This window comes from Burkholderia sp. BCC1640, assembly GCF_902833125.1.
Lineage (GTDB): Bacteria > Pseudomonadota > Gammaproteobacteria > Burkholderiales > Burkholderiaceae > Burkholderia > Burkholderia diffusa.
This window is the reverse complement of sequence record NZ_CADFEF010000024.1, coordinates 40,603-62,093: the sequence shown is the minus strand read 5'-3', so window position 1 is coordinate 62,093 and position 21,491 is coordinate 40,603. Positions and strand designations below refer to the sequence as shown.

The 21,491-nt window shown below is 67.2% G+C and carries 21 protein-coding genes; 10 read left to right on the top strand and 11 right to left on the bottom strand.

The annotated features are described in order from the left end of the window. The first annotated feature begins 40 nt into the window (after positions 1–40). The 4 genes from HWX25_RS23905 to HWX25_RS23890 all read left to right on the top strand — a co-directional run bounded on the left by HWX25_RS23905 (position 41) and on the right by HWX25_RS23890 (position 4,447). Positions 41–2,545, top strand: a complete 2,505-nt coding sequence (locus tag HWX25_RS23905) for an FtsX-like permease family protein (protein ID WP_175910933.1) — start codon at positions 41–43, stop codon at positions 2,543–2,545. A 42-nt stretch (positions 2,546–2,587) separates the two neighbouring features. Continuing rightward, positions 2,588–2,998 (top strand): group II truncated hemoglobin, encoded by a 411-nt coding sequence (locus HWX25_RS23900; RefSeq protein ID WP_175910888.1) that lies wholly within the window; start codon positions 2,588–2,590, stop codon positions 2,996–2,998. Between the two features lie 103 nt (positions 2,999–3,101). Next, complete coding sequence (locus HWX25_RS23895) at positions 3,102–3,833, top strand: alanyl-tRNA editing protein (protein ID WP_059820652.1); 732 nt, start codon at positions 3,102–3,104, stop codon at positions 3,831–3,833. Further along, a complete protein-coding gene (locus HWX25_RS23890) occupies positions 3,830–4,447 on the top strand; it encodes a DUF924 family protein (RefSeq protein WP_175910886.1) in 618 nt (205 codons plus the stop codon). The genes HWX25_RS23895 and HWX25_RS23890 overlap by 4 nt, the downstream gene beginning before the upstream one ends. Before the next feature lie 101 nt (positions 4,448–4,548). Here the strand turns inward: HWX25_RS23890 and HWX25_RS23885 are convergent, their stop codons facing one another. The 11 genes from HWX25_RS23885 to HWX25_RS23835 all read right to left on the bottom strand — a co-directional run bounded on the left by HWX25_RS23885 (position 4,549) and on the right by HWX25_RS23835 (position 14,098). Next, the gene (locus HWX25_RS23885; protein WP_175910884.1) at positions 4,549–6,444 is read right to left on the bottom strand and encodes a glycosyl transferase; all 1,896 of its coding nucleotides are present in this window, start codon (positions 6,442–6,444) and stop codon (positions 4,549–4,551) included. A gap of 230 nt (positions 6,445–6,674) precedes the next feature. Next, entirely contained in the window at positions 6,675–7,439 is a 765-nt protein-coding gene (locus HWX25_RS23880) for an SDR family oxidoreductase (protein ID WP_059533247.1), read from the bottom strand. A gap of 22 nt (positions 7,440–7,461) precedes the next feature. Beyond that, complete coding sequence (locus HWX25_RS23875) at positions 7,462–8,043, bottom strand: TIGR00730 family Rossman fold protein (RefSeq protein ID WP_175910882.1); 582 nt, start codon at positions 8,041–8,043, stop codon at positions 7,462–7,464. Further along, positions 8,040–8,795: a TetR/AcrR family transcriptional regulator gene (locus tag HWX25_RS23870; RefSeq protein ID WP_059820655.1), complete on the bottom strand. Its 756-nt coding sequence runs from the start codon at positions 8,793–8,795 to the stop codon at positions 8,040–8,042. The genes HWX25_RS23875 and HWX25_RS23870 overlap by 4 nt, the downstream gene beginning before the upstream one ends. A gap of 192 nt (positions 8,796–8,987) precedes the next feature. Beyond that, complete coding sequence (locus tag HWX25_RS23865; RefSeq protein ID WP_175910880.1) at positions 8,988–9,524, bottom strand: diacylglycerol kinase; 537 nt, start codon at positions 9,522–9,524, stop codon at positions 8,988–8,990. Continuing rightward, a complete protein-coding gene (locus tag HWX25_RS23860; RefSeq protein ID WP_059533238.1) occupies positions 9,521–10,555 on the bottom strand; it encodes a glycosyltransferase family 1 protein in 1,035 nt (344 codons plus the stop codon). The genes HWX25_RS23865 and HWX25_RS23860 overlap by 4 nt, the downstream gene beginning before the upstream one ends. A gap of 30 nt (positions 10,556–10,585) precedes the next feature. Next, positions 10,586–11,524: a UDP-2,3-diacylglucosamine diphosphatase gene (locus tag HWX25_RS23855; protein ID WP_059533236.1), complete on the bottom strand. Its 939-nt coding sequence runs from the start codon at positions 11,522–11,524 to the stop codon at positions 10,586–10,588. 281 nt (positions 11,525–11,805) lie between these two features. Continuing rightward, complete coding sequence (locus tag HWX25_RS23850; protein WP_175910878.1) at positions 11,806–12,318, bottom strand: RDD family protein; 513 nt, start codon at positions 12,316–12,318, stop codon at positions 11,806–11,808. 6 nt (positions 12,319–12,324) lie between these two features. Then, a complete protein-coding gene (locus HWX25_RS23845) occupies positions 12,325–13,086 on the bottom strand; it encodes a DUF3106 domain-containing protein (RefSeq protein ID WP_175910876.1) in 762 nt (253 codons plus the stop codon). Between the two features lie 26 nt (positions 13,087–13,112). Further along, a complete protein-coding gene (locus HWX25_RS23840) occupies positions 13,113–13,538 on the bottom strand; it encodes a DUF3619 family protein (RefSeq protein ID WP_059533231.1) in 426 nt (141 codons plus the stop codon). Next, positions 13,535–14,098: an RNA polymerase sigma factor gene (locus HWX25_RS23835; protein WP_059468121.1), complete on the bottom strand. Its 564-nt coding sequence runs from the start codon at positions 14,096–14,098 to the stop codon at positions 13,535–13,537. Before HWX25_RS23835 ends, HWX25_RS23840 begins: the two co-directional genes overlap by 4 nt. A 352-nt stretch (positions 14,099–14,450) precedes the next feature. Between HWX25_RS23835 and HWX25_RS23830 the strand changes: the two genes are divergently transcribed. From HWX25_RS23830 to HWX25_RS23805, 6 genes are all read left to right on the top strand, one after another. Next, on the top strand, positions 14,451–16,214 hold the full coding sequence (locus tag HWX25_RS23830; protein ID WP_059689386.1) for an acetolactate synthase 3 catalytic subunit: 1,764 nt from the start codon (positions 14,451–14,453) through the stop codon (positions 16,212–16,214). Between the two features lie 111 nt (positions 16,215–16,325). Then, positions 16,326–16,817: an acetolactate synthase small subunit gene (ilvN, locus tag HWX25_RS23825; protein WP_034207977.1), complete on the top strand. Its 492-nt coding sequence runs from the start codon at positions 16,326–16,328 to the stop codon at positions 16,815–16,817. 95 nt (positions 16,818–16,912) lie between these two features. Beyond that, positions 16,913–17,929 (top strand): ketol-acid reductoisomerase, encoded by a 1,017-nt coding sequence (gene ilvC, locus HWX25_RS23820; RefSeq protein ID WP_059533228.1) that lies wholly within the window; start codon positions 16,913–16,915, stop codon positions 17,927–17,929. 127 nt (positions 17,930–18,056) lie between these two features. Then, a complete protein-coding gene (locus HWX25_RS23815) occupies positions 18,057–18,701 on the top strand; it encodes a phosphatidylserine decarboxylase (RefSeq protein WP_059468119.1) in 645 nt (214 codons plus the stop codon). A gap of 15 nt (positions 18,702–18,716) precedes the next feature. After that, entirely contained in the window at positions 18,717–19,589 is an 873-nt protein-coding gene (pssA, locus tag HWX25_RS23810; protein WP_059533226.1) for a CDP-diacylglycerol--serine O-phosphatidyltransferase, read from the top strand. A gap of 324 nt (positions 19,590–19,913) precedes the next feature. Further along, the gene (locus tag HWX25_RS23805) at positions 19,914–21,458 is read left to right on the top strand and encodes a 2-isopropylmalate synthase (protein ID WP_059533224.1); all 1,545 of its coding nucleotides are present in this window, start codon (positions 19,914–19,916) and stop codon (positions 21,456–21,458) included. Positions 21,459–21,491 lie beyond the last annotated feature (33 nt).

Here is a 21,491-nt window from a genome sequence, read left to right as displayed (position 1 = left end):
CCGCTTCGGCTGGCACGACCTGATCCGCCAGGCCGCGCGGATGACCGCGCGCGACTGGCGCGCCGGCGAACTGACGCTGCTCGTGCTGGCGCTGGTGCTCGCGGTCGCCGCGCTGACGAGCGTCGGCTTCCTCGCCGACCGGCTGCGCCAGGGGCTCGAACGCGACGCGCGCCAGATGCTCGGCGCCGATTTCGTCGTGCGCGCCGACCATCCCGTCGATCCGTCGTTCGACCGCGAGGCGCGCGCGCTCGGGCTGCGTACCGCGACGACCGCGATCTTCCCGAGCATGATCGCATCGGCCGCCGGCGGGCAGGCGAGCGACGCGGCGCCCGCGCGCCTCGCGGCCGTGAAGGCCGTATCGCCCGGGTATCCGCTGCGCGGCGCGGTCGAGATCGTGCCGGCCGGCGCGACCGCCGCGCACAAGGCGACCGCGATCCCCGCGCCCGGCACCGTGTGGGCCGATCCCGCGCTGCTCGACGCATTGCACCTGAAGGCGGGGGACACCGTGCGCGTCGGGCTGCGCACGTTCACGGTCGCCGCGTCGATCTCCCGCGAGCTCGATCGCGGCTTCTCGTTCGTCAACTTCTCGCCACGGTTGATGATGCGCGCGGACGAACTCGCCGCGACGGGGCTCACCGGTTACGGCAGCCGCGTCACGTACCGGCTGCTCGTGGCCGGCGACACACCGGCCGTCGCGCGCTTCGAGGCCTACGCGCACGGGCGCGTCGACGGCGGCAAGCTGCGCGGCGTCGGTCTCGAGTCGTTGCAGGAAGGCCAGCCGCAGGTGCGCCAGACGCTCGATCGCGCGCGCCATTTCCTGACGCTCGTCGCGCTCCTGACCGCGCTGCTCGCGGCGGTCGCAATCGCGATGGCCGCGCAGCGCTACATGCGGCGCCATCTGGACGGCTGCGCGACGATGCGCTGCCTCGGCGTGAGCCGCCGCACGCTCGGCGCGCTGTTCACGCTCGAATTCGCCGGCATCGGCATCGTCTCGGGCGTCGCCGGCGCGGTGCTCGGCTACGGCGGCCACTGGGCGCTTCTCGCGGCGCTCGGCAGCCTGATCGACGTCGTGCTGCCGCCGCCCACGCCTTGGCCCGCGCTCGTCGGGATCGGCGCCGCGCTCGTGCTGCTGCTCGGCTTCGCGCTGCCGCCGCTCGCGCCGCTCACCCGCGTGCCGCCGGTGCGCGTGCTGCGGCGCGACTGGGGCGACGCGTCGCGCACGGCCTGGGCCTTGTACGCGCTCGGCGTCGTGCTGTTCGCGGGGCTGTTGATCGTCGCGGCGGGCAATCTGAAGCTCGGGCTGATCGTCGCGGGCGGGTTCGCGGGCGCCCTGGTCGGTTTCTCGCTGATCGCACGGCTCGCGCTGTATGCGGCGGCGCGAGCGGTGCGCGATGCGCGCGTGGCCGCAGGCGTCGGCTGGCGCTATGCGCTTGCGTCGCTGCACCGGCGCGGCACGGCCAGCGCGCTGCAGATCACCGCGCTCGCGCTGGGCCTGATGTGCCTGCTGCTGATCGCGATCACGCGCAACGACCTCGTCGCCGGCTGGCGGCAGTCGACGCCGCCCGATGCGCCTAACCAGTTCCTGATCGACATCCAGCCCGACCAGCGCGACGACGTCGCCGCATGGCTCGCCGCGCACGGCGTACGCGACGCGGTGCCCGCGCCGATGGTGCGCGGCCGGCTCGTCGCGATCAACGGCAAGCCGGTGAACCCGGACGCGTATCCGTCGGACGAGGCGCGCCGGCTCGTCGACCGCGAGTTCAACCTGTCGTATACGACCGAGCTGCCGTCCGACAACCGGATCGTCGAAGGCGACTGGTTCGGCCGTTCGGCCAGCCCGCAGATCTCGATCGAGGCCGGGCTCGCGAAGACGCTGAACGTGAAGCCGGGTGACACGCTGCGCTTCGACGTGACGGGGTTGACGGTCGATGCGCCGATCACCAGCGTGCGCAAGCTCGACTGGGGCTCGTTCCGCGTCAACTTTTTCGTGCTGATGCCGCCGCCGATGCTGAAGGATTTCCCTGCCGTCTACCTGACGAGTTTCCACCTGCCGGCCGAGCAGGCGGCGCTGCTCGATCCGCTGATCGCGCGCTACCCGAACCTGACCGCGATCGACGTTGCACCGATCCTCGCCCAGTTGCAGCGGATGATGCTGCAGGTGGTCGGCGCGGTGCAGTTCCTGTTTGCGTTCACGCTCGCGGCGGGCGTGCTCGTGCTGTACACGGCGCTCGCCGGCTCGCGCGACGAGCGCGTGCGCGAGGCTGCGCTGCTGCGCGCGCTCGGCGCGTCGCGCGCGCAAATCAATGCGGTGCAGCGCGCGGAATTCATCGTCGTCGGCGCGCTGGCCGGCGCGCTGGCGTCAGCCGGTGCGATCGCGGTCGGCTGGGTGCTTGCGTCGCGCGTGTTCGACTTCCAGCTCGCCGTCGATCCGTGGCTCGTGCCGGCCGGCATCGCGGCCGGCGTCGCGTGCGCCGGTGCGGCCGGCTGGCTGAGCCTGCATAATGTGTTGCGGCGCCCGGCGCTGCAGTCGCTGCGCGACGCCTGAGCGTCGCCGGCGGCCCCGACTATCCCGTTTCCGATTATCCGTATGACCGATGTGAATGATGAGGCGCCGTCGCAACCGACGGCGTTCGAGCTCGTGGGCGGCGAAACCCGCGTGCGCGAAATGGTGGATCGCTTTTACGACCTGATGGACCTCGAGCCCGAGTTCGCGGAGATTCGCGCGCTGCATCCGGCGTCGCTCGACGGCTCGCGCGACAAGCTGTTCTGGTTCCTGTGCGGCTGGCTCGGCGGTCCGGATCACTACATCAGCCGGTTCGGCCACCCGCGGCTGCGCGCGCGGCACCTGCCGTTCCCGATCGCGTCGGTCGAGCGCGATCAGTGGCTGCGCTGCATGGCGTGGGCGATGGAGGACATCGGGTTGGCCGAGCCGCTGCGTGAACGGCTCATGCATTCGTTCTATGACACGGCCGACTGGATGCGCAACCGGCCCGGTTGATCGACCGGTACGCCGCTGTCCGTTCGCCGGACGATCTGCGTCTGGGCGTGTGGCCGGCGCGGCGCGACACTGTCCGCTTCCCCAACGATACGAGGCTCGCCCGATGACGACCCACGCACTGTTTCGTGAAGATGCCTATCTGACGCAATGCGAGGCCGTCGTCGCGGCCATTGGCGATGACGGCATCCGGCTCGACCGCACCGTGTTCTATCCGCTTGGCGGCGGGCAGGCCGGCGACAGCGGCACGCTGACGCTGCCTGACGGCAGCGCGATCACGATCGCCGACACGCGCAAGGCGAAGTTCGACGGCGCAACGCCCGACGACGCCGTGCACGTGCCCGCGACGGGCCAGGAAGCGCGCGTCGCGGCGCTCGCACCCGGCGCGCGCGTGATCGCGGACATCGACTGGCTGCGCCGCTACCGGCACATGCGGCTGCATACGGCCGCGCATCTGATGTGCGCGGTGTTGCCGTATCCGGTCGACGGCTGCAGCGTGACAGCCGACTACGTGCGGCTCGATTTCGCGACGTCGGACGCGATCGATCGCATCGACGTCGAGCGCCGTCTCGCGGCGCTGGTCCACGGCGCGCATGCGGTCACGACCGAATGGATCACCGACGCCGAGATGGCCGAGCGGCCCGACCTCGTGCGCACGATGAGCGTGAAGCCGCCAATGGGGCTGGGCCGCGTGCGGCTGCTGCGCATCGAAGGCGTCGATCTGCAGCCGTGCGGCGGCACGCATGTGCGCAATACGTCGGAAATCGGCGACCTGCGGGTCGCCAAACTTGAAAAGAAGAGCGCGCGGACTCGGCGCCTCGTACTGGAGTTTGCATGACGCTCGACAACCTGACGGACAGTGCCGCGGCGCTCGATCCGCAAGCGCGTGAGATTCTCGATTTCTGGTTCGGCGAGCCGGGTTCGGTCGAGTTCGGCCACGCGCGCAAGGTGTGGTTCAACGGCGGTGCGGCGTTCGACGACGTGCTGCGGACGCGCTATGGCGCGTTGCTCGACGCCGCGTGCGACGGCACCTACGATCGCTGGGCCGACACGCCGCTCGGTGCGCTCGCGCTGATCGTGGTGCTCGACCAGTTTTCGCGCAACATTCATCGCGGCACGCCGCGTGCGTTCGCCGCCGATCCGAAGGCGCTGCCGCTCGCGCGGCGCGTCGTCGCGGCCGGGTGGGACGCGCAATTGCCGAGCGGCCATCACCGTGCGTTCGCGTACCTGCCGTTCGAACATGACGAGTCGGACGAGAGCCAGCGCGAGGCCGTGCGCCTGTGCGCGGGCATTCGCGGCGAGGCCGGGTGCGAGAGCTATCACGACTTCGCGTTGCGTCATGCGGCCGTGGTCGAGCGCTTCGGCCGTTTTCCGCACCGGAACGCGATTCTCGGCCGTACGTCGACCGATGCGGAGACGGCATTCCTGCGCGAGCCGGGCTCGTCGTTCTGACGTGCGGGGTGGTGGGGCGGCGCGCGTGAAAGCGTGCTCGAGCGCCGCTTGGCCGGCCTTCCGGAAATGATGACGGCGCCGTTTCGCGGCGCCGCCTTGCATCACTGCGTTTCGTGCTCTTCGGGGGTGCGCACGTAGACGCGCAGCAGTTCCTCGTCGTCGCCCGGGCGAGCGCCGGTCCAGAACAGCTTCCACTCGCTGCCCGGCGCCGGATCGACTGCCCGCACGCCCTGGACGATCATCCACGTGCAGCGGGTCGTCTTCGCGTCGTCGATCGGCGTGTGCTGGATACCGGAGAAGTAGTACAGCATCGGCGCTTCCGATTCGCCGAGCCCGTGCAGGCTCGCCATGCAGTCGCCGTCGCTCCATTCGAGCGCGAGATGCGCATTCAGGTCGTCGAACACCGACCGGTAACTCTTCGCGACGTCGAGCCACGGCAGCAACAGCGTATACACGAGACCCCACGCGACCAGCGCGCCCGCGCCCCACGACAGCGCGCCGCGCCACAGGCCGGTCGTGCGCAGCTTCGGCAGCAGCCACAGCCAGCCGACCGTCAGCACGAGCGCGCCGATCACGAGCCCGGGCACGATCGGCATCGTCCAGTCGAGCGGCAGCCATCGGCCGAGCGGCGCGAGGTCCGCACGCGATGCGCCCGGATCGGCCATCACCGCCCAGATTCCCCACGCGAGCGCGACGACGGTGCCGAACAGCAGGCGGCTCAGGTAATCCCACGCGAGATGCAGCCCGCGCGGCAGGCGCTCGATCGCCTGCGCGGCAACCAGCGCGAGCGGCGCGAAGAACGGCAGGATGTACAGCTGGCGCGAGGTCGCGGACACTTGCAGCACCGCGAGGCCAACCCCGGCGAACAGGACGGGCAGCGCGATGCGCGGCGTGCGCCAGTCGCGCCATGCGCCGCGCGCCAGCGCGACGATCGCGAGCGGCGCGACCGGGAAGCCGAGCAGCAGGAACGCACGCAGGATGAAGAACGGCTTGTCGTTTTCCGCGCCGAGTTCCGGCACCGAGAAACCGAAGAAGCGGCCGACGTTGTTGTCCCAGAACCAGGTCATGAACAGCGTCTCGGAACGCAGGAACAGCGCGGTCGGCCAGACGAGCGCGAACGGTGCGAACACCAGCGCGGCGACGCCGAGCGAGCGCGCGAACGCACGCGTACGGCACGCGGGGTAGAGCACCAGCGCGCCCGTGAGCGTGGCCGCGAACACGAGCGGCACGAACAGGCCCTTTGCCATCAGCGCAATGCCGACGCCCGCGCCGAAGATCGGCGCGGCCCAGCGGCCGGACGGCCGCACCGGCAGCCCGTGCCGCATCTGGCGCGCCCGCGCGACGTGCTGCATCACGAGCTCGAGCAGGCCGCAGAAGCCCATCGCGGTGCCCGCGAACAGCGCGACGTCGGTCATCATGTCGTGCACGTGCTTGACGACGACGAGCGTGCTCGCGCTCAGCACGACGGGGCCGATCACGCGCAGGTCGAGCCAGCTGTCGGCGCGGCTGGCACTGCGCGCCGCGCGTGCGATGAAGCCGAACGCAAGCGCCGCGAACAGCGCGCTCGCGAGCCGTGCCGCGTCGTGCAGCGGCATCACCCGCTGCAACAGCCACGCGAGGCTCGTCGCGACCCACGCGTAGAGCGGGGGCTTTTCCATGAACGGCTGGCCCGCGTTGGTCGGCACGACGAAGTCGCCCGTCTCGAGCATGTGCTGGATGATGCCGAACGTATAGGTTTCGTCCTGCTTCCACGGATCGTGGCCGAGCACGCCCGGCAGCGTGTACGCGCAGACCAGCGCGGCAACCAGCAGCCAGACGCGCCAGCCGAGCTGGAGGACGCGATCGCGGGCGGTGTCCGTCGCGGCGGTGCCGCCCACGGCGGGCGTACCGGCGGCATGGAGTGTCGCGCTGAGGTCGGGATCGGTGGCTGATCGGGCGTGCGTGGCCGGAGCGGGCACGGACGTGCGTCGCCGGCCGGGCGCTGCGGTTCCTGGCATGGAAAAGATCTCGGTCGGGTCAAGCCGGTCCGGCGACATGGGCCGAACCCAATAAGGGTCGCATCAAAGCGAGATGACAGCCGGATGACCGGCTGTTTTTTGACTTGGCGCTAGTAGAGCACGGAACTGTTACGGATGTTTACTGAAATGGTCACGATATTGTGGAGATTTGTGGTGTCGTGACCACGGACCGCTTCAGCCGGTCCGTTTTTCCGCCTTTTGGGGCGCGATTACCGGCCGCCGCCGACGTCGAGCAGGGCGCCCGTCGTGTATGACGCCGTGTCGCCGAGCAGCCAGACGATCGCTTCCGCGATCTCCTGCGCCTCGCCCGCGCGCCCGAGCGGTGTCTGCGCGCCGAGGCGTGCCGCGCGACCCGGCTGGCCGCCGCTCGCATGGATTTCGGTCTCGATCAGGCCGGGCCGCACCGCGTTGACGCGCACGCCGTGCGGGCCGAGTTCCTTCGCGAGGCCGATCGTCAGCGAATCGACGGCGCCCTTCGAGCCGGCATAGTCGACATACTCGTTCGGCGAACCGAGCCGCGATGCGATCGACGACACGTTGACGATCGCGCCGCCGCGCCCGCCGCGATCGGTGGACAGCCGGCGCGCAGCTTCGCGCGCGCACAGGTAAGCGCCGAGCACATTGGTATCGAACATCCGCCGCAGCCGGTCGACCGGCATGTCGGCGAGCGGCATCGACGGCGCGACGATCCCCGCATTGTTGACGAGTGCGTCGAGGCGACCGAACGCCGCCGCGACGGTGTCGAACATCGCGATGACGTCCGCTTCGTTCGCGACGTCGCCGGCGACGACGCACGCGCGTGCGCCGGCGTCGCGAACGGCTTGCGCGGTCAGTTCGGCTGCCGCCGCGTCGCGTGCGTAGTTGATGCCGACGTCCCAGCCGCGCTCGGCCGCGAGCACGGCGGTCGCGCGGCCGATGCCGCGGCTCGCGCCGGTGATGAGGACGGCCTTGCGCTCGGACGACGGTGCGGGCATCGCGTGCGGCTCCCGGTAGACGTTACTTGGCCGCGTCCGGCGCCCACTTGTCGTGGCCGGGCGGCTGGTAGCGGCGCAGCTGTTCGATCAGCGCGACCGGTTCGGCGTCGAGGCACAGCGCGTCGAAGTAGGTCGGGCGCATGAAGCCTTCGTCGACCGTGTGGCGCAGCAGCGCGATCAGCGGATCGTAGAACGAATCGATGTTGTACAGCGCGACGGGCTTGCGGTGATAGCCGAGCTGCGCCCACGTATAGACCTCGAAGAATTCCTCGAGCGTGCCGGCGCCGCCGGGCATCGCGACGAACGCATCCGCGAGGTCGGCCATCATTTTCTTGCGATGGTGCATGTCGGGCACGACGTGCAACTCGGACAGCCCGGTATGGCCGACTTCCTTGTCGACCAGCAACTCGGGGATCACGCCGACCGCATGGCCGCCGGCCGCCATCACTTCATCGGCGATCACGCCCATCAGGCCGACGCGGCCGCCGCCGTAGACGAGCGTGAGGCCCGCATCGACGAGCGCACGGCCGAACGCGCGCGCGGCGTCCGCATAGACGGGCCGCACGCCGGACGACGAGCCGCAGTAAACACAGACTGCCTTCATTGTTTCGCATCCTTCGCGGCGGGCTTGGCGGCGACCGGGCTGCCGGCGGGGCGCGGCGAACCGTCGCGCGGCGGCAGGTAGTCGGTGAACTGGCGCTTGGGCAGCTTGCCGGAGACGAGATCGTCGAACAGCTGGCGCGAACGGCCGCGCAGGTACGGAGCCATGACCGAGATCACGTGCATGCTCACCTGGTGCAGCTCTTCGCGGATCGCGTCCTGGTCGTTGTATTTGCGCGGGTGCATCACGTACTGATACGACAGCCAGTACGTCGAGATCACGGCCATGTTGGTGGCGATGACTTCGATCTCGGCGGGCGTCGCGACCATTTCGGCGTCGGACACGAGCAGCTCGCACATGTCGTGCGCGAAGCGCACCTTGTGGCTGATGATCTGCTTGAAGTGCGTCTCGAGCGTGCGGTTGCGCGCGAGCAGGTCGTTGAGGTCGCGATACAGGAACCGGTAGGTCCACATGAAGTCGGCCATGTACTGCAGGTACGACCAGGTTTCGTCGATCGTCGGACGGTGATCTTCGGGAAAGCGCAGTCGCCGTTCGATCTGCTGCTCGAACTGCGCGAAGATGCTGTTGATGATGTCGTCCTTGTTGCGGAAATGGTAGTACAGGTTGCCTGGACTGATTTCCATTTCCTCGGCGATCGTCGTGGTCGTGACGTTCGGCTCGCCGATCTCGTTGAAGAGTTTCAACGACAACTCGAGAATCCGTTCGCGGGTGCGGCGGGGAGGTTTCGCTTCCATGTCGTCCGGCCCTGTGTGTGCCGGACTGGCGGGCGCTGCAATCGATGCTGCGAGATTCGTCCGGCGCGGGTTGCTGTTCTAAGTCTGGCGGACGATTATAAACCGCGGTTTCCTTACAACGGGCGCATTTCGTGATCGCGATGCGTTCGGCGCATGGTGCGGCGCCGCACGCAGGCGGTGCCGCAGGCGCCGTCAGAAGCCGAGCCAGCGTGCGATCAGCGGGCCGAGCACGAAGCCCCATGTCGTCACGCACGCGAACAGCGCGACCGTGACCGCCGCGCTGCCGAGATCCTTCGCGCGCTTCGACAATTCGTGGCGCTCGAGCGAGATGCGATCGATCGCGGCCTCGACGCTCGAGTTCAGCAGCTCGACGATCAGCACGAGCAGCACCGACGCGATCAGCAGCGCGCGCGATGCGGCGGGGACCGGCGAGAACGCACCGATCGGCAGCATCAGCGCGGCGAGCGTGAGCTCCTGGCGAAACGCGCTCTCCTCGCGGATCGCGACGCGAAACCCGTTCAGCGAATGCTTGAGCGCGTACCACGCACGCGTGATGCCGCGGTGGCGCTTGTACGGATTCGGCGGCAGCGGCGCGAGCCGATCGTCGGGGCCGAGCGGTTCGTGCGTATGCACGTCCGCGTCGGCGTGCGGCTCTTCTTCGTCGAACGGACGATGCGGTTGTGCCGTCGCGGCAGGGGGCGGGGTCTTGTCGTTCAGGTCTCGTTTCAAACGGCGGCACCTTCGGCGGGCGAGTACGCAGTCTTCGGCAGCGGTTTCAGATGCGACGCGAACTGCTCGGACGCCGCGCGCCACGAGAAGCGCTCGGCCCATGCGCGGGCAGTCTCGCGTTCGATCTTGAGCGCCTCGAGGCAGGCTTCCTGCAGGTCTTCGTGCATCGCGCCGGCATCGCCCCCGCCGAGCACGTCGATCGGGCCCGTGACCGGGTACGCGGCGACCGGCGTGCCACACGCGAGGGCCTCCAGCAGCACGAGGCCGAACGTGTCGGTGCGACTCGGGAACACGAACACGTCGGCCGCAGCATACACCTTGGCGAGCTCGGCTTGCGACAGGACGCCGAGATAGTTCGCTTCCGGATAGCGCGATTTCAGTTCGGCGAGCGCGGGACCTTCGCCCGCGACCCACTTCGAGCCGGGCAGGTCGAGGCGCAGGAACGCCTCGACGTTCTTCTCGATCGCGACGCGGCCGACGTACAGGAAGATCGGCCGCGCGGTATTGAGCACCTTTGACTCCATCGGCCGGAAGATGTCGAGGTCGACGCCGCGCGTCCACAGCACGACGTTCGTGAAGCCGAACTTCTCGAGGTCCTGCTTCACGACCGGGGTCGGCGCCATCACCGCGAGCGACGGCCCGTGGAACCAGTGCAGGAACTTGTAGGTCGCCGACAGCGGAATGCCGAAGCGCGCCTGCACGTATTCCGGAAAGCGCGTGTGATACGCGGTCGTGTACGGCAGCTTGCGCGCGCGCGCATAGCGTCGCGCGGCGAGGCCGAGCGGGCCTTCGGTCGCGATGTGCAGCGCATCGGGGGCGAACGCATCGATCCGGGCGCGCAGCTTGCGGTACGGCAGGATCGACAGGCGGATCTCGGGGTAGGTCGGGCAGGGCACCGTGCGGAATTCCAGCGGCGTCAGCATTTCGACCCGGTGGCCGAGCGCGGTGAGTTCGCGGGAGGTGCTCTTCAGCGTGCGCACGACGCCGTTGACCTGCGGCTCCCACGCGTCGGTGACGATCATGATCTTCATCGCGGCATGTGTCCTGTAAGTGGAGTTGTGTCAGGCGGTGGCCTTGGCCTTGCGCGACGGGGCTGCGGACGGCGCGGCGCGCATCGCCGTCCAGTAAATGATCTTCAGCTCGCCTTCCATCGTTTCGACGAGCGCGGACAGGCTCTCGACCCAGTCGCCGTCGTTGCAGTACAGCACGCCGTCGATGTCGCGGATCTCCGCCTTGTGGATGTGCCCGCACACGACGCCGTCGCAGCCGCGGCGACGCGCTTCGTCGGTCATCACGGTCTCGAACTGCGAGATGAAGTTCACCGCGTTCTTCACCTGATGCTTCAGGTACTGCGACAGCGACCAGTACTGGAAGCCCAGCCGGCTGCGGATCCTGTTGAACCAGCGGTTCAGCACGAGGATCAGCGTGTAGAGCGTGTCGCCGAGATACGCGAGCCATTTCGCGTGCTGGATCACGCCGTCGAACAGGTCGCCGTGGACAATCCACAGGCGCTTGCCAGCGAGCGTCGTGTGAAATGCCTCGCCGCGCACCTGGATGTCGCCGAATGCGAGGTCGCAGAACTGCCGCGCGCCTTCGTCGTGGTTGCCCGGGATGTAGACCACCTGCGTGCCCTTGCGCGCCTTGCGCAGGACCTTCTGCACGACGTCGTTGTGCGCCTGCGGCCAGTACCAGCCCTTCTTCAGCTGCCAGCCGTCGATGATGTCGCCGACGAGGTACAGGTATTCCGAATCGTTGTGGCGCAGGAAGTCGAGCAGGTACGGCGCCTGGCAGCCGCTCGAGCCGAGATGGATGTCGGACAGCCAGATCGTGCGGTAGCGATGGGTGGACGGCTCGGGGTCGTCGTGCTGCCTGGCGTGCGCGGCCGTCGGCTCATGCGACGAAAGGGCATCGGTTGCGGCCGAGCCGGACAGGAAGGCGGTGACGGCGCGGGCGCCGAGCGGTTGACGGAACAGGGAGGTCGCGGACGTTTTCTGGCCCATGCATGACTCGCGCCGGTTGACATTACCGGCATTGCGCCATGCGGGCGTGACCATGCCGTGACAGTCACGAGACGTTCTTATTACTGTCGTTCCGGCGTGTTTAGCAGTGAATGCGGCGGCGTTGCGTAATCTGCCGAACCGACCGTCCTGAGGCGATCGGGTAAGCCGTGAGCGGTGGCCGTGATCGCGCCTTCGAGGGGTTTCGTCTGATGGATGCGCCGACGCGCGTAACGGGTCGCGGTCGCGCGGACCGCGCGGCGCGTCACCGCGTCGTCACCGCGTCAGCGTGGAATCGCGACGACGCGCGTGCGGGCGATGCGGTCGTGCGGGAACTGGCGATCGGCGTGCAGGCGGGCGGCGCCGGCCCATGCGACGATCCACGCGGCCGCCAGCGCGAGCGTGACGGGCACCGACAGGCCGAGGAGCGGATGCAGCGCGAGCGGCGGCAGGAACCACAGCCACCCGAGCGCGTAGCGGACGAGCGCGTGGCCGGCGCTCAGCGGACGGCCGGTCGACGATTCGAGCCGCAGCCGCCAGGTCTTCATCGGCAGCGTCTGGCCGCCATGGGTCCAGAACCAGACGAAGTACGCGCCGACGACGAGCGCGATCCACGCGGCGAGGAGATTGTGATGAACGAGGCCGTTGCGCTGCTGCGTCGCGAGGCTGAATGCGAGGCCGGCGAAGAACACGATGCCGAACAGCAGCACGGCTTCGTACAGCATCGCGGCGAGGCGTCGCCGCACGGACGGCGCGGCGACGACGGCCGGGGCCTTGGGTGCGGGGGCGCTCGCCACGTCGGGTCAGGAACCCTTGAACATCGACGGCGCGTCGGCCGGCGAGACGGGCGTGACCGTCGCAGGCGCGGGTGCGGTGCCTGACGTGGATGATGCCGCGACAGGCGGCGTGCCGCCGCCGGACGTGGCGGGCGCCGATGCCGGCGCGGCGTTGCTCGCTGGATGCTCGTGCGAATTGACGAGGCGGCGCACATCGCGGTCGGCGACCGTCGGCGGCGCGCTGACGACGCTCGGCCGGCGACGGCGCTCGGTCGCGGCGAGGCGCTCCTTCTGTTCTTCGGGAAGTTGCTGGTAGGCCTTCCACGCACGCTCGCGCGCCTGCGCGGACAGCTCCTTCGCGCTCTGGTAATTCTCGCGCGCGACGCGGCGCTGCTCGGGCGTCATCCGCGCCCACTCGGACATCCTGTCCTGCAGGTGCTTCTGCTCATCGGGCGTCAATTTCGCGAAACGTGACGCGATCTTCAGCCATTTGCGCTTGCGTGCATCGCTGAAGCCGTCCCACTGATCGGCGAACGGCGCGAGTGCCGCGCGTTGCGCGGGCGTCAGGCGCGCCCACGACAGCGGGCCGTTGGCGGCCGGCAGCGGCAGGGGGAGCGGGGTGAGTTCGGTGGGCAGCCCCGCGGCGGCCGAGGTCGGCGCGGGCGCGTTGCTGGCCGCGGCGGAGACCGTCGCGGCGGGCGGGTTGAATCGGGAATAGGTGGCGACGTAGGAAACGGCGATCGCGATCACGCATCCGAAAAATACGGCCAGGCCCCGTTTCTGACTCACCCGAGCGATCCCCTCGTTATTCTCTGTTAGCGTGCGTGCGAAAGATACGCGTTGAACCCGTGATCGAGATACGCGTTGAGCGGCAGGTCGTCGCTGAGCATTGCCGCGTCGATGTCGGCGAGTTCGGCAGTGCGCTGCATGTCTTCCCAGTACGCGATGCCGACGAGCCCCGCGAGCAGCAGCGCGAGCGGCCAGGCGCGCAGCAGGCGGCGCGCGAACGACGTCTGCGGGCGACTCGCGGGCGGCGTGCCGTATGCGGCGGCGGCACCGGCGAAGGCGGGCACGAACACCGGCGCGGTCGCGGCTTCCGGCTTCTTGCGCGCGAGCGCGGCCCGGCGCGCAACGGCCAGACGGTCGGCGGTCGCGGCAGGCAGCGCCGCGGCACGTTCGTCCAGCGCGCGGCGGACCTTCAGCGCGAATTCGTGTTCTCGATTTACGGGAGCGGAGCTCATAGCGTGATTCCTTTGGCCTTGAGCGCTTGCGCCAGGGTGTGGGTGGCTCGCGAGCAGTGCGTCTTGACGCTGCCTTCGGAGCACCCCATTGCGGCGGCAGTCTCGGCGACATCCATATCTTCCCAATAACGCATCAGGAACGCTTCCCGTTGACGCGTTGGAAGTTTCTGGATTTCTTCGTCGATCAGGGCCAGAACCTGCTCCCGCTCGAGGCGGTGCTCGGTGCTCTCGACGCCCGCGTTGTCATCCGCGGACTCGAGCGTTTCCAGCGGATCGAAGTCTTCGTCGTCCGTGTTGTTGAGCGACGAGAAGAGCGTCACCCAGGTATTGCGGACCTTCTGCCGGCGGAACCAGTCATGGATCGCGTTCTGCAGGATCCGCTGGAACAGCAGCGGCAGCTCGGCCGCCGGCCGGTCGCCGTACTTCTCCGCCAGCTTGATCATCGCGTCCTGCACGATGTCGAGCGACGCATCGTCGTCGCGCACGGCGTACGCAGCCTGCTTGAACGCGCGCCTTTCGACGCCCGCCAGAAAGTCGGCGAGTTCCTTGTCTGATGCCATTCCGTAAAGGTATGCGCTGCGGACTGCGGCGTGTGAAAGGTCGAAAAATTTCGTAAAACCCGCGGATGCTAACAAATTTTCGCGCGACTTGGCACCGTTGACGGCTCGGTACGTTGCGCGCGAGCAGCGTCCGCGGGCCGCCGGGCGGGGCGCATGATGCGCTGCGGGATATTTTGCTTGACGACCCAATCATGACCCGCTATCGTCAACGATTCGCAACATGAAGTGATGGTCTCATTTGAGGCTGGCCCAAGAAGCCCGCCCTTCAAACTGGACGCGCCGCTTGAACCCGAGCCACAAGCCCGGCAGAGAGCACCCGATCAATTTTTTGCCGAAAATTCGAAAGGTCAAAATGAACATGCCCAGCGCGGAATTCTCCACGTCGGAACCCCTTTCCCCTCCCGATAGCGACTCCATCGGCGCCACCGTGCTCATGAAGGCACTGGCCGACGAGAACGTCGAATTCATCTGGGGCTATCCCGGCGGCTCGGTACTCTACATCTACGACGAGCTTTACAAGCAGGACAAGATTCAGCACGTGCTGGTGCGCCACGAACAGGCGGCCGTGCACGCAGCCGATGCGTATGCGCGTTCCACCGGCAACGTCGGCGTCTGTCTCGTGACGTCCGGCCCCGGTGTCACCAATGCGGTGACCGGCATTGCAACGGCCTACATGGATTCGATCCCGATGGTCGTGATCAGCGGCCAGGTGCCGACTGCCGCGATCGGCCAGGACGCGTTCCAGGAATGCGATACCGTCGGCATCACGCGTCCGTGCGTGAAGCACAACTTCCTCGTGAAGGACGTGCGCGACCTCGCGGAAACCGTCAAGAAGGCGTTCTACATCGCCCGCACCGGCCGTCCGGGCCCGGTGCTGATCGACATCCCGAAGGACATCTCGAAGACGCCGTGCCAGTACGAGCCGGTCAAGAGCGTGTCGCTGCGCTCGTACAACCCCGTCACGAAGGGCCATTCGGGCCAGATCCGCAAGGCCGTGTCGCTGCTGCTGTCGGCGAAGCGTCCCTATATCTATACGGGCGGCGGCATCATCCTCGCCGACGCCGCGCGCGAACTGAACCAGTTCGCCGATCTGCTCGGCTACCCGGTCACGAACACGCTGATGGGCCTCGGCGGCTATCGCGCGTCGGACAAGAAATTCCTCGGCATGCTCGGCATGCACGGCACGTACGAAGCGAACATGGCGATGCAGCACTGCGACGTGCTGATCGCGATCGGTGCCCGCTTCGACGACCGCGTGATCGGCGACCCGGCGCACTTCGCGTCGCGTCCGCGCAAGATCATCCACATCGATATTGATCCGTCGTCGATCTCGAAGCGCGTGAAGGTCGACATCCCGATCGTCGGCGACGTGAAGGAAGTGCTGAAGGAGCTGATCGAGCAACTGCAGACGGCCGAGCACGGCCCCGACACCGAGGCGCTCGCGCAATGGTGGAAGGACATCGAGGGCTGGCGTTCGAAGGACTGCCTGAAGTTCGACCGCGACAGCGAGATCATCAAGCCGCAGTACGTGGTCGAGAAGGCATGGGAGCTGACGGACGGCAACGCGTTCGTGTGCTCGGACGTCGGCCAGCACCAGATGTGGGCCGCGCAGTTCTACCGTTTCAACAAGCCGCGTCGCTGGATCAACTCCGGCGGCCTCGGCACGATGGGCTTCGGCCTGCCGGCAGCGATGGGCGTCAAGATGGCGCACCCGGACGACGACGTGCTGTGCATCACGGGCGAAGGCTCGATCCAGATGTGCATCCAGGAACTGTCGACCTGCCTGCAGTACGACACGCCCGTGAAGATCATTTCGCTGAACAACCGCTATCTCGGCATGGTCCGCCAGTGGCAGCAGATCGAATACAGCAAGCGCTATTCGCATTCGTACATGGATGCGCTGCCCGATTTCGTGAAGCTCGCCGAAGCGTACGGCCATGTCGGCATGCGGATCGAAAAGACCTCGGATGTGGAGCCGGCGCTGAAGGAAGCGCTGCGCCTGAAGGACCGCACCGTGTTTCTCGACTTCCAGACCGATCCGACCGAAAACGTCTGGCCGATGGTACAGGCCGGCAAGGGCATCACCGAGATGCTGCTCGGATCGGAAGATCTGTAACGGCGCGACGCGCGCCGGGGCCGGAGCGGCCGCCTTCACGAAGGGCGGTGCGGCACCGGGCGGCGCGCGGCGCGAGTGAATCGACACGGACACATTCTGGAAGAAGCGAACATGAGACACATCATTTCCGTCCTGCTGGAAAACGAACCGGGCGCGCTGTCGCGCGTGGTCGGTCTGTTTTCCGCACGCGGCTACAACATCGAAACCTTGACGGTGGCGCCGACCGAAGACCAATCGCTGTCGCGGCTGACCATCGTTTCCATTGGCTCGGACGACGTGATCGAACAGATCACGAAGCATCTGAACCGCCTGATCGAGGTGGTGAAAGTGGTGGACCTGACCGACGGTGCACACATCGAACGCGAGCTGATGCTGATCAAGGTACGTGCAGTGGGCAAGGAGCGCGAAGAAATGAAGCGGATGTCGGATATTTTCCGCGGCCGCATCATCGACGTGACCGAAAAGACCTACACGATCGAATTGACGGGCGCGAGCGACAAGCTCGACGCATTCATCCAGGGGCTGGACGCGACCGCGATCCTAGAGACCGTGCGTACCGGCAGCTCCGGCATCGGACGCGGCGAGCGCATCCTGAAGGTGTGATGCCGAACAGGCACGCCGGGTGCGCCGTCATGTCCCGGCCCGCAGTACTCCATCTGAACGAATTGTTGAATTTTTGAATTGGCGAAGGAACCATCATGAACGTTTTCTACGATAAAGACGCTGACCTCTCCCTCATCAAGGGCAAGCAAGTCACGATCATCGGCTACGGCTCGCAAGGCCATGCGCACGCACTGAACCTGAAGGACAGCGGCGTGAACGTGACGGTCGGCCTTCGCAAGGGCGGCGCGTCGTGGAGCAAGGCCGAAAACGCAGGCCTGTCGGTCAAGGAAGTCGCGGAAGCGGTGAAGGGCGCGGACGTCGTCATGATGCTGCTGCCGGACGAGCAGATCGCCGACGTGTACGCGAAGGAAGTGCACGCGAACATCAAGCAGGGCGCCGCGCTGGCATTCGCACACGGCTTCAACGTCCACTACGGCCAGGTGATCCCGCGCGCCGACCTCGACGTGATCATGATCGCGCCGAAGGCTCCGGGCCACACCGTGCGCGGCACGTACTCGCAAGGTGGCGGCGTGCCGCACCTGATCGCGGTTGCGCAGAACAAGTCGGGCGCGGCACGCGACATCGCGCTGTCGTACGCGGCAGCGAACGGCGGCGGCCGTGCCGGCATCATCGAGACGAACTTCCGTGAAGAAACCGAAACCGACCTGTTCGGCGAGCAGGCCGTGCTGTGCGGAGGTACCGTCGAGCTGATCAAGGCAGGTTTCGAAACGCTGGTCGAAGCCGGCTACGCGCCGGAAATGGCGTACTTCGAGTGCCTGCACGAGCTGAAGCTGATCGTCGACCTGATCTACGAAGGCGGCATCGCGAACATGAACTACTCGATCTCGAACAACGCCGAATACGGCGAGTACGTGACCGGCCCGCGCGTCGTCACGGAAGAGACGAAGAAGGCGATGAAGCAGTGCCTGACCGACATCCAGACGGGCGAATACGCGAAGAGCTTCATTCTCGAGAACAAGGCAGGTGCGCCGACGCTGCAGTCGCGCCGCCGCCTGACGGCCGAGCACCAGATCGAGCAGGTCGGCTCGAAGCTGCGCGCGATGATGCCGTGGATCGCGAAGAACAAGCTCGTCGACCAGACGAAGAACTAAGCACCGCGTGCTGTTCCGGCCCTTCGAGTGGAGGGTCGGTATCAAAAAGCCGTCCGAAGGCAGCAGTGCCCCGGGCGGCTTTTGCTATCCTACGGGCTTTGCAATTCACCGAACACCGAACGAACCCATGAACTATCCTCATCCGATCATCGCGCGCGAAGGCTGGCCGTTCATCGCGATTGCAGCCGTCATCGCGTTGTTGATCCACGCCGTCGGGGGCTTCGGCTTCGCATGGCCGTTCTGGCTGCTGCTCGTCTTCGTCGTCCAGTTCTTCCGCGATCCGCAGCGCCCGATCCCGGCGCAGCCGAACGCGGTGCTGTGCCCGGCGGACGGCCGCATCGTCGCGGTCGAGACCACCCAGGATCCGTACGCGAATCGCGAAGCGCTGAAGATCAGCGTGTTCATGAATGTCTTCAACGTCCATTCGCAGCGTTCGCCGGTCGACGGCGCGGTCACCAAGGTCGAATACTTCCCCGGCGCGTTCCTGAACGCGGCGATCGACAAGGCGTCGACCGAGAACGAGCGCAATGCGGTCGTGATCCAGACGGCGAGCGGCAAGACCGTCACCGCCGTGCAGATCGCCGGCCTCGTCGCCCGCCGGATCCTCTGCTACGTGCGTGCCGGCGAGCCGCTGTCGCGCGGTCAGCGCTACGGGTTCATCCGCTTCGGTTCGCGCGTCGACGTGTACCTGCCGCTCGGCAGCCGCGCGAAGGTGTCGATCGGCGAGAAGGTCTACGCGTCGTCGACGATCCTCGCCGAGCTCGAACAGTAAGCGGCGGGACGCACGATGGCCGCATTCAAACCGCGTCGTCCGCGCAACGGCTCCGGCCAGGCGCCACGCCCGTTCCGCCGCAACAAGGTGATGGCGCAGGACCCGGCGCCCATCGAGAGCCGCCGCGCCGCGCGCCAGCGGTTCCTGAAGACGCGCGGCATCTACCTGCTGCCGAACGCGTTCACGACCGCCGCGCTGTTCTGCGGCTTCTTCGCGGTCGTGCAGGCGATGAACGTGCGCTTCGAGATCGCCGCGATCGCGATCTTCGTCGCGATGGTGCTCGACGGGATGGACGGGCGCGTCGCGCGGATGACGCATACGCAAAGCGCGTTCGGCGAACAGTTCGACAGCCTGTCGGACATGGTGTCGTTCGGCGTCGCGCCGGCGCTCGTGATGTACGAGTGGGTGCTGAAGGATCTCGGCCGCTGGGGCTGGCTCGCCGCGTTCGTCTACTGTTCGGGCGCCGCGCTGCGTCTCGCGCGCTTCAACACGAACATCGGCGTCGTCGACAAGCGCTTCTTCCAGGGGCTGCCGAGCCCGGCCGCGGCCGCGCTGATCGCCGGTTTCGTCTGGCTCGCGACCGACAACCGCGTGCCGATGAAGCTCGGCTGGCTGCCGTGGGTCGCGTTCGCACTGACGATCTACGCAGGCGTGACGATGGTGTCGAATGCGCCGTTCTACAGCGGTAAGGCGCTGGACGTGCGGCACCGCGTGCCGTTCGCGGCGATCCTGCTGGTCGTCGTCGCGTTCGTGCTCGTGTCGTCCGATCCGCCGTTGATGCTGTTCTGCCTGTTCGTGCTGTACGGGCTGTCCGGCTACGTGTTTTGGGCCTACATGGCCGTGCGCGGACGCGCGAACCCCGCGCGCTCGTCGCAGCGCGATCACTGACGCGCAACCTGCCCGACGACGGCGGCCTCGGATGTGATTCCGGGCCGCCGTTTTTCATTTGCCCCTTTTTCGCACGGCGCGGCCCGGCATCCCGGGTGCCGTCCGATTGCGCACCCAGCGGAATGCCGCTATAGTCTTCGGCATGACTGCATTTTCCCGCCTCTCCCTCCTTCTAGCCGGTGCGCCGCTACGCGCGCTAGCTTTGGCGCGCCTGCCGCGCTGACTGTTCTCGCCCTCCGTCAAGCCTCGTCTGTTGTTGAGCGTCGCCAGCGGTGGCGCGATCTCATTACGTTTGATTCCCGTATAAAGAGCCCTGGAGCCCCCATGACAGACAAGCTGATCATTTTCGATACGACGTTGCGTGACGGTGAACAATCGCCTGGCGCGTCGATGACGAAGGAAGAGAAAGTCCGCATCGCGAAGCATCTCGAGCGGATGAAAGTCGACGTGATCGAGGCCGGCTTCGCGGCCAGCTCGAACGGCGACTTCGACGCGATCCACACGATCGCCGGCCTGGTGAAGGACAGCACGATCTGCTCGCTGGCGCGCGCCAACGACAAGGACATCCAGCGTGCGGCCGACGCACTGAAGCCGGCCAACAGCTCGCGGATCCACACGTTCATCGCGACGTCGCCGCTGCACATGGAGAAGAAGCTGCGGATGACGCCGGACCAGGTGTTCGAGCAGGCGCGCCTCGCGGTGCGCTTCGCGCGCAAGTTCACCGACAACGTCGAATTCTCGCCGGAAGACGGCAGCCGTTCGGATCTCGACTTCCTGTGCCGCGTGCTGGAGGCCGTGATCGCCGAGGGGGCGACGACGATCAACATCGCCGACACGGTTGGCTACGGCGTGCCGGAACTCTACGGCAACCTCGTGAAGACGCTGCGCGAACGCATTCCGAACTCGGACAAGGCGATTTTCTCCGTGCACTGCCACAACGACCTCGGGATGGCAGTGGCGAACTCGCTCGCGGGCGTGAAGATCGGCGGTGCGCGGCAGGTCGAGTGCACGATCAACGGGCTCGGCGAGCGCGCGGGCAACACGTCGCTCGAGGAAATCGTGATGGCCGTGAAGACCCGCAAGGACTACTTCGGCCTCGACGTCGGCATCGACACGACGCAGATCGTGCCGACGTCGAAGCTCGTGTCGCAGATCACCGGTTTCGTCGTGCAGCCGAACAAGGCCGTCGTCGGCGCGAACGCATTCGCGCACGCGTCGGGTATCCACCAGGACGGCGTGCTGAAGGCGCGCGACACCTACGAGATCATGCGCGCGGAAGACGTGGGCTGGACCGCGAACAAGATCGTGCTCGGCAAGCTGTCGGGCCGCAACGCGTTCAAGCAGCGCCTGCAGGAACTCGGCGTGTCGCTCGACAGCGAAGCGGAACTGAACGCCGCGTTCATGCGCTTCAAGGACCTCGCCGATCGCAAGGCCGAGATCTTCGACGAAGACATCATCGCGATCGTCTCCGAAGAATCGGCGCTCGCGCAGGAACAGGAGCACTTCAAGTTCGTGTCGCTGTCGCAGCGTTCGGAGACGGGCGAGCAGCCGCAAGCGAAGATCGTGTTCGCGGTCGAAGGCAAGGAAGTGACCGGCGAGGCGCGCGGCAACGGGCCGGTCGACGCGACGTTCAACGCGATCGAGGGCGAAGTCGGCAGCGGTTCCGAACTGCTGCTGTATTCGGTGAACGCGATCACGACCGGCACGCAGGCGCAGGGCGAAGTGACCGTCCGGCTGTCGAAGAGCGGGCGGATCGTCAACGGCGTCGGCACCGATCCGGACATCGTCGCGGCGTCCGCGAAGGCGTACATTTCGGCGCTGAACAAGCTGCATTCGAAGGACGACAAGGTCAACCCGCAGCGCTCGTAATTGCTGCGCGTCGAGCGCTCGACGCACACGAAA